Below are 10,664 nucleotides of genomic sequence, written 5' to 3' on the forward strand. Positions count from 1 at the left end.
TGCCCACCGCGGCGGCGCCCGGCGGGCGGGTGGCGCCTAAGGGCATGTTCATGGCGGACCCATCACTCGGGTGCGGCCCGCGGGCCGCGGGCCGTTCGGACAGTGAGAAGACTGTCGCACAGCGTCGTCACCCCTGTGGGTGATTTGGACAGAACGCAGGCAAAGTTCCGCTGGCATATGCCACTGTGGCCGGAGCCGTCGTCGCCCTGTGTGCGGACGGGGGCCCGAGGCGGTAACCTTCGGTGATTCCGGCGCCCGGGCGCCCACCGCAGTAACCGACCAGAGACCCGGCGACGGAAATCCCGTTGCCACTACGACCGCCGCAACGGATGCTGACCTCATGTTCGAGCCAGTGATAGCACCCAGTGCCAGCCTCCTAGGCCTCCTTCAGCGAGGCCGTGGTGACGGGCAGCTCCACGCGCTGGCCGCCGACCGTGCCGAGGCCATCGCCGCGCTGGAGGAGTGCGTCACCAGGGACCCGCGAGCCGACTGGCAGGTCGAGAGCCGCTCCCTCTACTACGCGCGCATCTACATGGAGCTGGAAGCCCCTCTCGACGGCATCGAGGACCACCTCCACTCCGCCGAGGACCTGGTCACCGACGACGAGAGCCGCACCGGCCTCGCCCTTTCCGTCCTGGGCCACCTCGCCGCGTACGGCCGGCGCGACGCGCTGCTGATGCTGCGCGAGTACGCCGCCACCGGCGCCAACTGGTCCTGGGCCCTCGACGAGCTCGCCCTGCGCGACGACGACCGCGGCCTGCTGCTGCTCGGGACGGCCGTGCTGGACCGCTTCGCGCCGGGCCCCGAGGGCGACGCCGAGCTGCGCGAGTTCATCCGCAACGCGTACGAGCCCCGGCCCTGGCGGCTGTGGGCGGCGTACCACCCCAGAGTGGCGGCGGCCAGCGAGCAGTCACCCTTCGACCTGTGGCAGCGCCAGATCAACCGCAGCGGCGTCACCCCCGGCTGGTCCACCGCCGACGTGCTGGCCTGGGCCGACCAGGGCGAGCTCGGCGGCGTCGGCGCCAGTGCGTTCCTCGGCGGGCCGGACGCCCGTCCGGAGCCCGCGCGCGGCACCGAACCGTCGTCCGGCCCCGACGCGGTGGACCGCCGCGCCGCCGCGGCCGCCCGCTGCCTGACCGCCGTCGTCCGGCCGGAGGACCGCCCGCTGCTGTTGGAGGCCGCCCGCGCCGGCCTGCCCGGCGCCCGCCGGGCCGCCTTGCGCCACCTGGTCGACCAGCGCGACCCGGCCGCCGTCGAGCTGATCGAGGCCGCCGCCGCGGATGTGGACGACCGGATCGTCCGCGCCGCCCTGGAACTGCTCGGCCGGATGCGCGGCCCCGAGGTGCTGGCGCACGCCCGCCGCTGGGCCGACCCGTCCAGCGGCGGCGCCGACAGCGCGCTCGGCGAGGCCGCCGTCCAGCTGCTCGCCGACGCCGGGGAGCCGGCCGACGCGCCGCTGGTGGTGGCCGGGCTGCGCCGCTGGATCTCGGTGCGCGGGGTCGGCGGTACCGGGCTCGGGTCCCTGGTGGACGGTGCGGGGCGGCTGGCCGCCGCCGACGCCGTACCGGTCCTGCGCCACATCTACGGGGAGGCCGCCTCCTCGGAGCTGCGCGGACGCGCCGCCCAGGCGCTGGCCGCGACCGACGTGCACTTTCCCGAGGGGCCCGCCGTCGAGTGCCTCTGGGACTGCGAGGAGTCCACGCGTGAGCTCGCCGCGCGCCACGTCGCCACCACGGGCGACGCGCGTGTGCTGGAGCGGTTGCGCAGGCTCGCCGCCGACCCGGCCGAGGAGGCCGAGGTCCACGCCGCCGTACGCGGCCGACTGACCGCCGCCCGGGAGTTCGGGCGTTAGGGTCCTCGACGTTCGGTGGGCCGGGGCACCGTGTCGGTGTCCCGGCCCACTCGTCTGCCGCGCGGCTTCGTTCCTGGAACCCGGTTCCTCGGTGCTGAAACCGGGTTCTACTTCACCGCGCCCGCGTCCGGGGTCAGGACGCCCCCGAGGACCAGTCCGATGATCAGAACACCGAGCAGCACCCGGTAGACCACGAACGGCATGAAGCTGTGGGAGGAGATGTACTTCAGGAACCAGGCGATCGCCGCGTAGCCGACCGCGAAGGCGATCAGGGTGGCCAGGATGGTCGGCCCCCAGGCCGGGGCCGGGCCCTCGCCGATCTTGAACAGCTCCAGCGCCCCCGAGGCGAGCACCGCCGGGATGGCGAGCAGGAACGAGTAGCGGGCCGCCGCCTCCCGGCTGTACCCCAGCAGCAGGCCCGCGCTGATCGTGCCGCCGGAGCGGGACACGCCCGGGATCAGCGCCAGCGCCTGGGCGAAGCCGTAGATGCCCGCGTGCGGCAGCGTCAGGTCGGTGATCGGACGGGCGTGGCGGACGGCCCGGGTGCGGTCGGCGAAGGCCAGGACCAGACCGAAGACGATCAGGGTGGTGCCGATGATCCGCAGGTCGCGCAGGTGGGTCTCGATGGTGTCCTGGAACAGCTTGCCCAGGATGCCGATCGGCAGGGTGCCGATGATCACGAACCAGCCCATCCGCGCGTCCGGGTCCGAGCGCAGCGCCGGCCGGAACAGGGACAGCGCCCAGGTCCTGATGATCGACGCGATGTCCTTGCGGAAGTAGATCAGCACCGCCGTCTCGGTGCCGAGCTGGGTCACGGCCGTGAAGGCCGCGCCCGGGTCGTCCCAGCCGAGCAGGGCGGAGAAGACCCGCAGGTGGGCGCTGGAGGAGATCGGCAGGAACTCGGTGAGCCCCTGGATCAGGCCGAGGACGGCCCCGTGGAACCATTCGATCACCGGGCACCCGCCGGGGATATCCGTCGGGTCAGGGGCAGGGGCGGCATGGGCGGGTCCTTGCGGGTCGGAAGGGCGTGCGGGGCCGCCGCGACCCGCCCGGCCCGCGGGCCGCGCACGGGCCCGGCGCGCGGCTGATGGTACGGGGTGAAGGTGACGGCTTGTCGTTCACCCTTTGTTCGGGCTTTGCGCACAGGGCACCTGCCGGTCCGGGACGGCTTCAGTGCACCGGCCGCGCCCGGACCCAGGTGCGGTCCGCGGTCAGGTAGCGCTCGACCGCCAGGCCGGCCTCCGCGAGCGCCCGCTCGAACGCCTCGGTGCTGAGCGGGCGGGACAGGAAGGTCTGCGTCCAGGTGCCGTCCGGGAATTCGTACGCGAAGCGGACGGAGACGACGCCGTCGCCGACCGGCGTGGCCGAGACCAGCCGGGCCCGCGCGTCCGGGCCGATCGAGGTCTCCCGCGGCACGTTCCGGTGCCAGTCCTCGCCCTCGCGCTGCACCAGGACGCAGCCGTCCTCGGCGACGTGCCGGCGGCAGGTGTCCAGCAGGCCCCGGCGGACCGTCACGTCACCGGCGTGCACCAGGAAGGAGGCGAGCAGGACGACGTCGAAGCGCTCGCCGAGGTCCAGGGCCTCGATCGGGCTGCGCACCGTGCGGACGTCCGGGCGGACCCGGGCCAGCATCTCGGCGGACTCGTCCACGGCCGTCACGGCGAAGCCGCGGTCGGTCAGCGGGTGCGTCATCCGGCCGACGCCGCAACCGAGTTCGAGGATGCGGGCGCCGGGCGGCACCGCGGCCTCGATCACGTCCGGGGCGTCGCCCGCGGGGAGGCGGCTCCACACCTCGACGGCGCAGCCGTCCGGGGTGATCGCGCCCGCGCCCGATCCGTCGTAGCCCTCACGTCGTTCGTCTGCCATGCCGCTCATCGGAACACGGACGGGTGCGCGGGGGAAGAGGGCCTCGGAAGGGGATTGCGGCATACCCCATGGGGGTATATGTTCGACCAGCGACGGAGCGAGAGAAGCGGCGCCGAACAGGGCGCCGGGGCACGTGGAGGATGAGATGGCACACCCCGCGCAGCACGAGCACCACGACCACACCGGCCGGCAGCACGCCGGTCACGAGGACCACGGTCGGCACGAGCACCACGGCCACGACGGGCACCACGGCCACGAGGGGCACGCCGGACACGCCGGGCACGACCACGGCGGCCACCAGGGGCACGCCGGACACCACCAGGCCCACGGCGCCGGCGGCACCAGCTGGCGGATGGCCGCGCAGGCGACCCTGCACTGCCTCACCGGCTGCGCCATCGGCGAGATCCTCGGCATGGTGCTCGGCACCGCCTTCGGCCTGCACAACGGCGCGACCGTGGTGCTCTCGGTCCTGCTGGCCTTCGTCTTCGGCTACGCGCTGACCATGCGCGGCGTGCTGAAGGCCGGCCTCGACGTCGGCGCCGCGGTCAAGGTCGCGCTGGCCGCCGACACCGTGTCGATCCTCGTGATGGAGCTGATCGACAACACCGTGATGATGACCGTCCCGGGGGCGATGGACGCCGGCCTCGGCGACCTGCTGTTCTGGGTGGCGCTCGCGGGTTCGCTGGCCCTGGCGTTCGTGCTGACCGTCCCGGTCAACAAGTGGATGATCGGCCGGGGGCAGGGCCACGCCGTGGTGCACGCCTACCACCAGCACTGACCCGCGCTACCGGTACTGACCCCGGTGCCGAGCCTGTCCCGAGGCGCCGGAACCTCTCGCCTGCGGCCCGTACCGACCGTCGAACGGTCGGTACGGGCCGCGGCGCGTTCGGGGCCCGGACTGCCGCGGGCCCGGAGCTACCGCGGGCCGCCCTCCAGGTCGGCCAGGGTCGTGTGCAGCCAGGCGAGTTCGGCCTCGCTGGTGGCGCGGGCGACCAGCAGCAGGCCGCGCCGGAACGGGTCGGCGAACTCCTCGGCGCCGAGCGGGCGGTCGCCCTCGTAGAAGAAGCTGGCCGGCTCGGCGAGGAAGGACAGCCGGCGGCGGAGCACGGCGGCCTGGGCGGCGGGGTCCGCGAGGTGCCGCAGGAAGGCGAGCAGGGTGAACCAGCGGTTCTCGTCGCTGACGTCGAGCGGCTCGGGCTCGCGCAACCGGTCGAGCAGCGCGGTGCGGCCGGCCGCGGTGAGGTGCAGGGTGTGCCGGGGCGCGGCGGCGCTGCCCGGCTCGGTCTCGCGGACCAGCAGGCCGTCCGCCTCCAGGCGCTTGATCGCGGGGTAGAGCGTGCCGTCGCTGATCGGGCGGACGTGGCCGGTGAGTGCGGCGAGGTGGCGGCGCAGCTCGTAGCCGTGCAGGGGGCGGTCGTAGAGGAACCCGAGGATCGCGAGCTTCAGCATGGGGCCACTCTCTCAGATCCTTCCCTCGGGGTGTGGGTATATCGCTATCGTGATACCTCTGAATCGATGTATGGTCCTGGTCGTCCGCCGGAATCCCCGGAGCCGACCCGTCGGGGCCGGTCCGGGGCGCCGGCACCCCGTGGAATCCGGCACCCCTGGAATGAGGAGCGAGTGAGCATGCGCGAGGCCCCCGTCACCCCGAACGGCGACCGGATCCGCTGGGTCGAGCTGCCCGGCGCCGAGCCGGTCCGCCTGTACCTGCACGGGCTCGGCGCCAGCTCGCCGGCCTACTTCGCGGCCGCCGCCGCCCATCCGCTGCTCGCCGGGCGGCGCTCGCTGCTGCTGGACCTGCTCGGCTTCGGCCTCAGCGACCGGCCGACGGACTTCGGCTACACGCTGGAGGAGCACGCGGACGCGGTCGCGGCGGCGGTCGGTGCCGCCGGGGCGGACCGGGTCGAGGTGGTCGGCCACAGCATGGGCGGGGCGGTCGCGATCGTCCTCGCCCAGCGGCACCCGGGCCTGGTCGAGCGGCTGCTCCTGGTGGACGCCAACCTGGACCGGATCGAGCTCGACCGGCGCAACCCCGGCAGCAGCGGCATCGCGGCCTACACCGAGGAGGAGTTCCTGGCCGGCGGCCGGGACGAAGTCGCCGAGCGGGTCGGCCCGTTCTGGTGGTCCACCATGCGGCTGGCCGGCCCGGAGGCGGTCCACCGCAGCGCCCGCTACCTCGCCCGGGCGACCGTCCCGACCATGCGCGAGCTGCTGCTCGGCCTCGACCTCCCGCGCACCTTCCTCCACCCGGAGGCGGACGGTGAGCCGGCCGGTGCCGACGCCCTCCGCGCCGCGGGCGTACGGGTGGTCGCGGTGCCGCACTGCGGGCACAACATCATGCTCGACAACCCGGACGGCTTCGCGGCCGCCGCGGCGGAGGCGCTCGGGCGCGGGTGAACGCGGACCCGGCCGGGCCCGGCCCGCCGTAGGCTGACATGGACCGCCCGAGAGGAGCCCGCCCGATGCCCGTCGAGGTCCCACCCGCGCTGGCCGCGTCCCTGGCGGAGTTCCTCGGCGCCGAGGGGCGGGCCTGGGCCGCCCGACTGCCCGACCTGGCCCGCGAGTTGCTCGACCGCTGGGACCTGCGACCGGACGGGCCGGCCGCGCACGGCATGGTCGGGCTGGTGCTGCCCGTGCTGCGCGCCGACGGCGCACCGGCCGCGCTCAAGCTCCAACCCGTGGACGCGGAGACGGCCGGTGAGCCGCTCGCCCTGCGGGCCTGGGGCGGCCGCGGCGCCGTCCGGCTGCTCGACCACGAACCGGCCACCGGCTCCCTGCTGTTGGAGCGGCTGGACCCGGGGTGCTCCCTGCTCGACCTGCCCGACGATCTCGCGGCCCTGCACGTGATCGCCGAACTGCTCAGGGAATTGACGGAGCATCAGGCGCCGCCCGGACTGCGGACCCTGGCGGACGGCGCGGCCCGGCTGTTGGACCGGACACCGGCGGCCGTCGCCGCCCTCGCCGACCCGGCCGAGCGGCGCCTGCTCGCCGACTGCGCGGCCGCCCTGCGCGAGGTCCGCGCCGAGCCGGGCGACCGTCTGCTGCACTGGGACCTGCACTACGGCAACGTGCTGGCCCCGCTCCCGGGCAGCGGCCCGGCGCCCTGGCTGGCCATCGACCCCAAGCCGCTGGCCGGCCATCCCGGCTTCGAGCTGCTCCCGGCGCTGCGCAACCGCTGGTCGGACGTGGTCGGCACCGGGGCCCCGGCCCGGGCGCTGCGGCGGCGCTTCGACCTGCTGACGGAGACCTTGGAGCTGGACCGCGGGGAAGCGGCGGCCTGGACGCTCGCCCGGGTGCTGCAGAACGCGGTCTGGGCGGCCGAGGAGGGCGAGGCCCGGCTGGACCCGGCCCAACGTGCCGTGGCCGAGCTGCTGTTGGGGCGCTGATCGGGGGCCGCTGAACGGGGGCCGCTGATCGGGGGGCGCTCAGCGCCCCCGCAGCGGCACGAAGCGCACCGGTGTCCCCGGCCGGGCCTGCGCGGCGGCGGCGAGGTCGTCGGCCGGTACGACGCCGACCACCGGGTAGCCGCCGGTGGTCGGATGGTCGGCCAGGAACACCACCGGCCGCCCGTCCGGCGGTATCTGCACCGCGCCCAACACCATGCCCTCGCTGGGCAGTTCGCCCTCCCGGGCGCGGGCGACGGCCGGGCCCTCGGTGCGCAGCCCGACCCGGTTCCCGGTCGGCGAGACCAGGTACCGGTCGCGGCCGAGGCGGGCCACCGCCTCCGGGGTGAACCAGTCCGCGCGCGGGCCGAGCCGCAGCCGCAGCACCAGCTCGGTCGGGGGAGCCGGCAGCGGCACCAGTTCTGGCCCGGCCCGGTACGGCGGCGGGGCGCCGACCGGCAGCCGGTCGCCGGCGGTCAGCGGGGCCGGCCCGAGCCCGGAGAGCAGGTCCGCCGAGCGGCTGCCGAGCACCGGCGGAACGGCGATCCCGCCCGCCACCGCCAGGTACCCGCGGACCCCGGCCGTCGCCGCCCCCACCTCGACCAGCGACCCGGCCGGCACCACGACCGGCGCGCCCCAGGCGGCCGGCCGGCCGTCCACCCGGACGGGTGAGGGCGCACCGGTGACGGCGACCAGCACCGGTCCGACGGCCCGCAGCGCGACCCCGCCGAGCGTGGTCTCCAGCCCGGCGGCCCCGGGTTCGTTGCCCACCAGCCGGTTGGCCGCCCGCAGCGCCGGCCCGTCCAGCGCCCCGGCCCTCGGCACCCCGAGGTGGGCGACCCCGCGCCGCCCGAGGTCCTGGACCGTGGTCAGCGGTCCCGGCCGCTCCACCACCAACTCGTTCAACTCCGGCCCCCCTCAGGCCCGTTCCGGGGTGAAGCGGACCCGGGTGCCCGGGGCCAGCAGGGCCGGCGGCTCGCGGTCCGCGTCCCAGAGGAGGAGCGCCGTGTGGCCGATCAGCTGCCAGCCGCCGGGGGAGGGGTGCGGGTAGACGCCGGTGTACGGACCGGCCAGGGCCACCGAGCCGACCGGGACGGAGCTGCGCGGGGTGGCCCGGCGCGGCACCTCGAACCGCGCCGGGAGGCCGGTGAGGTAGCCGAAGCCCGGGGCGAAGCCGCAGAACGCGACGACGTACTCGGGTGCGGCGTGGATCCGGACGGCGGCCTCCTCGGACACCCCCCACAGCGCGGCGACCTCGGCCAGGTCGGCGCCGTCGTACACGGTCGGGACCTCCACCAGCGGCCCGTGCGCCGCCCCGGCCGCCGTCGGACGGGCGGTGCGCAGCAGCGCCGCCACCGCGTCCACGTCCGCGACGCCGTCCAGCAGCAGGGTGCGCGCGGCCGGTACCAGCTCCTCCACCGCGCCGAGTTCCCCCGCCTCCCGGCGCTCGGCCAGCCAGCCGTACAGTGCCGCCACCTCGGCCGTCCCGGGCAGCTCGACCAGCAGTGCCCGCTCGCCGACCCGGCGCACCGTCCCCGCTGTCGCACGCGGGTCCGCCGGGCGCGGGTCCGTCACGTGAAGGCCTCCACCCGGACCCCGGCGGAGGCCAGGGCGCCGCGGATCCGCCAGGCGAGCTGGGCGGCGCCGGGGGTGTCGCCGTGGACGCAGAGCGAGCGGGCCTCGACGGCGATCCGCTCGCCGCCGGCGGCCTCCACCGTGCCGTCCCGGGCGATGCCGACGGCGCGGGTGATCACCGACTCGGGGTCGTGCACCACCGCGTCCGGCTCGCGGCGCGGGACGAGGGTGCCGGTGCGGGTGTACGCGCGGTCGGCGAAGGCCTCGGCGACCACCGGGAGCCCGACGCCCTCGGCCACCTCCAGCAGCAGCGAGCCCGGCAGGCCGAGCACGGGCAGCGGCCCGTCGCAGACCGCCCCCGCCCGCAGCACCCCGGCCACCACGGCCTCGGCCTGCTCGGAGTCGCCGACCACCCGGTTGTAGAGGGCGCCGTGCGGCTTGACATAGCAGACCTTGGAGCCGGCCGCGCGGGCGAACACCTGGAGGGCGCCGATCTGGTAGGCGATCTCGTCGGCGAGCTCCTCGGGGGGCACGTCCATCGCGCGGCGGCCGAAGCCGGGCAGGTCGTGGTAGGAGACCTGGGCGCCGATCCGGACACCTCGCTCGGCCGCCAGCGAGCAGACCCGGCGCATCGTCGACGGATCCCCGGCGTGGAACCCGCAGGCGACGTTGGCGCTGGTCACGACGGACAGCAGGGCCTCGTCGTCGGTCAGGCTCCAGCGTCCGAACCCCTCGCCGAGGTCCGCATTGAGATCGATCACCGCATCGGCCACGCCCGTCCGCCTCCCAGCAGCTGTTGAGCCAGATGGTAGGGCCTGCGGATGAAGGCCGTTGTCCGTGACCCGGGGCGCCCCGCACGCGCCGGGGCGTGCACCTGACCCCGCACGCCCCGGGGCGGCGCCGCCCCGGGACCTGCGCGGGCGGCGGGCGCCCGGGCTCAGCAGGCGGTGGCCGGTCCCCGGTAGGAACGCTCCAGCGGTCGCAGCGCCCGCAGCACGATCAGCAGCGGCAGGACGCCGAAGACCCCGAACGACATGTCGATGAATCGCCATACCAGCGGAATCCCGCGCAGCGGCCCGCAGATCAGCGCCAGCGGGATGACGGCCCCGCAGGCGAGCACGGCCCAGCGGATCACCCAGATGTTGCGGACCGGGTCCTTGAGCGGCCCCCGGAAGGCGGCGGCGATCACCAGGTGGGCGAAGGCCAGCCAGTCGGTGCCGTAGGCCAGGAAGGGGTAGCGCTCGTTGGTCTCGGCCAGGCCGGTGTGGACCCGCTGGAGCCAGGCCATCGCGCCCGGGACGCGGTCGCTCAGCGGGGCGGCCGGGCCGGAGGCGAAGTCGACCAGCCAGCGGGTCTCGGTCTCCAGCGGGAACGCGGTCAGTCCGCTGAGCACCAGGCAGACCAGGAAGGACCAGAGCCATCGTCGGACCTTGCGAAGGATGACCGCCGGGTCGCCGTTCATCTCGCCCACCTCCATGCCGAGCACGCCGAGCGTGCCGAAATGCGGGCGGAGCCTTGTCCCGCCTGCGTCGGGACGACTCTAGACCCATCTTTTGAACGTGTTCAACTCGCTGTCGAAGTGTCGGCGGACGCCGTCGGACGGGCCCGGAACGCGGCGGTGCCCGGGTTCAGCCGAACCCGGGCACCGAGGGCGGGCGGTACGCCCCGCGCGGCCGGCCGCTACGCCGTGTAGGTGTACGTCGCCGGCGCGCTGGTCCCGCCCGCCGTGGTGACGGTGACGTCCACCGGGCCGGCCTGGGCGCCCGCCGGGGCGGTGGCCGTGCAGAAGGACGGGCCGCAGGAGACGTGGGTGGCCGGCACCCCGCCGAAGGCCACCGTCCCGTACGTCAGGTTGCCGCCGGTCACGTTCACCCGGGTCCCGCCGGCGGTCGGGCCGGAGGCGGGGGAGAGGCCGCCGACCACCGGTGCGGCCGCTGTCCCGGGTGAGCCGGAGCTTAAGCGTGTCCCAGTACTTCTGGCCGTCGGCC

General features: G+C 75.5%; 12 protein-coding genes. 4 read left to right on the forward strand and 8 right to left on the reverse strand.

Annotation, left to right across the window (positions count from 1 at the left end; translation table 11 throughout):
- Positions 1-340 precede the first annotated feature (340 nt).
- Positions 341-1,852 carry a HEAT repeat domain-containing protein gene (locus tag ABZW03_RS28760; protein ID WP_355264371.1) on the forward strand — a complete coding sequence of 504 codons (1,512 nt, stop codon included), beginning with the start codon at positions 341-343 and terminating at the stop codon, positions 1,850-1,852.
- A gap of 107 nt (positions 1,853-1,959) precedes the next feature.
- Here ABZW03_RS28760 and ABZW03_RS28765 read toward each other — a convergent pair whose 3' ends face one another.
- Together ABZW03_RS28765 and ABZW03_RS28770 are read right to left on the reverse strand one after the other, a co-directional pair.
- Entirely contained in the window at positions 1,960-2,805 is an 846-nt protein-coding gene (locus tag ABZW03_RS28765) for an undecaprenyl-diphosphate phosphatase (RefSeq protein ID WP_355264374.1), read from the reverse strand.
- Positions 2,806-3,022: 217 nt separating this feature from the next.
- Entirely contained in the window at positions 3,023-3,718 is a 696-nt protein-coding gene (locus tag ABZW03_RS28770; protein WP_355264377.1) for a class I SAM-dependent methyltransferase, read from the reverse strand.
- Positions 3,719-4,070: 352 nt separating this feature from the next.
- Here ABZW03_RS28770 and ABZW03_RS28775 point away from each other — a divergent pair, with 352 nt between their 5' ends.
- A complete protein-coding gene (locus ABZW03_RS28775; protein WP_355264403.1) occupies positions 4,071-4,496 on the forward strand; it encodes a DUF4396 domain-containing protein in 426 nt (141 codons plus the stop codon).
- A 137-nt stretch (positions 4,497-4,633) separates the two neighbouring features.
- On the opposite strand, the gene ABZW03_RS28780 is transcribed toward ABZW03_RS28775, so the two are convergent.
- Positions 4,634-5,167 carry a PadR family transcriptional regulator gene (locus tag ABZW03_RS28780; protein ID WP_355264380.1) on the reverse strand — a complete coding sequence of 178 codons (534 nt, stop codon included), beginning with the start codon at positions 5,165-5,167 and terminating at the stop codon, positions 4,634-4,636.
- 177 nt (positions 5,168-5,344) lie between these two features.
- On the opposite strand from ABZW03_RS28780, the gene ABZW03_RS28785 reads away from it, so the two are divergent.
- Both ABZW03_RS28785 and ABZW03_RS28790 read left to right on the forward strand, forming a co-directional pair.
- The gene (locus ABZW03_RS28785) at positions 5,345-6,115 is read left to right on the forward strand and encodes an alpha/beta hydrolase (RefSeq protein WP_355264383.1); all 771 of its coding nucleotides are present in this window, start codon (positions 5,345-5,347) and stop codon (positions 6,113-6,115) included.
- 65 nt (positions 6,116-6,180) lie between these two features.
- Positions 6,181-7,104, forward strand: coding sequence for an aminoglycoside phosphotransferase family protein (locus ABZW03_RS28790; RefSeq protein ID WP_355264386.1), 924 nt, complete (start codon positions 6,181-6,183; stop codon positions 7,102-7,104).
- 39 nt (positions 7,105-7,143) lie between these two features.
- On the opposite strand, the gene ABZW03_RS28795 is transcribed toward ABZW03_RS28790, so the two are convergent.
- The 5 genes from ABZW03_RS28795 to ABZW03_RS28815 form a co-directional block, all read right to left on the reverse strand.
- The gene (locus ABZW03_RS28795) at positions 7,144-8,007 is read right to left on the reverse strand and encodes a biotin-dependent carboxyltransferase family protein (RefSeq protein ID WP_355264389.1); all 864 of its coding nucleotides are present in this window, start codon (positions 8,005-8,007) and stop codon (positions 7,144-7,146) included.
- Positions 8,008-8,019: 12 nt separating this feature from the next.
- Positions 8,020-8,676 carry a 5-oxoprolinase subunit PxpB gene (gene pxpB / locus ABZW03_RS28800; protein WP_355264392.1) on the reverse strand — a complete coding sequence of 219 codons (657 nt, stop codon included), beginning with the start codon at positions 8,674-8,676 and terminating at the stop codon, positions 8,020-8,022.
- Positions 8,673-9,449: a 5-oxoprolinase subunit PxpA gene (locus tag ABZW03_RS28805; RefSeq protein ID WP_355264394.1), complete on the reverse strand. Its 777-nt coding sequence runs from the start codon at positions 9,447-9,449 to the stop codon at positions 8,673-8,675. The genes pxpB and ABZW03_RS28805 overlap by 4 nt, the downstream gene beginning before the upstream one ends.
- 164 nt (positions 9,450-9,613) lie before the next feature.
- Positions 9,614-10,138 carry a hypothetical protein gene (locus ABZW03_RS28810; protein ID WP_355264397.1) on the reverse strand — a complete coding sequence of 175 codons (525 nt, stop codon included), beginning with the start codon at positions 10,136-10,138 and terminating at the stop codon, positions 9,614-9,616.
- Between the two features lie 218 nt (positions 10,139-10,356).
- Positions 10,357-10,599, reverse strand: coding sequence for an IPT/TIG domain-containing protein (locus ABZW03_RS28815; RefSeq protein ID WP_355264400.1), 243 nt, complete (start codon positions 10,597-10,599; stop codon positions 10,357-10,359).
- Between the last annotated feature and the right edge of the window lie 65 nt (positions 10,600-10,664).

This window comes from Kitasatospora sp. NPDC004799 (assembly GCF_040609095.1).
Taxonomy (GTDB): domain Bacteria; phylum Actinomycetota; class Actinomycetes; order Streptomycetales; family Streptomycetaceae; genus Kitasatospora.

Bases quoted from the DNA above. Each gene is read 5' to 3' on its own strand.
- ABZW03_RS28760 (WP_355264371.1), top strand. From the start codon at position 341: ATGTTCGAGCCAGTGATAGCACCCAGTGCCAGCCTCCTAGGCCTCCTT.
- ABZW03_RS28770 (WP_355264377.1), bottom strand. From the start codon at position 3,718: ATGGCAGACGAACGACGTGAGGGCTACGACGGATCGGGCGCGGGCGCG.
- ABZW03_RS28775 (WP_355264403.1), top strand. From the start codon at position 4,071: ATGGCCGCGCAGGCGACCCTGCACTGCCTCACCGGCTGCGCCATCGGC.
- ABZW03_RS28780 (WP_355264380.1), bottom strand. From the start codon at position 5,167: ATGCTGAAGCTCGCGATCCTCGGGTTCCTCTACGACCGCCCCCTGCAC.
- ABZW03_RS28785 (WP_355264383.1), top strand. From the start codon at position 5,345: ATGCGCGAGGCCCCCGTCACCCCGAACGGCGACCGGATCCGCTGGGTC.
- ABZW03_RS28790 (WP_355264386.1), top strand. From the start codon at position 6,181: ATGCCCGTCGAGGTCCCACCCGCGCTGGCCGCGTCCCTGGCGGAGTTC.
- ABZW03_RS28810 (WP_355264397.1), bottom strand. From the start codon at position 10,138: ATGAACGGCGACCCGGCGGTCATCCTTCGCAAGGTCCGACGATGGCTC.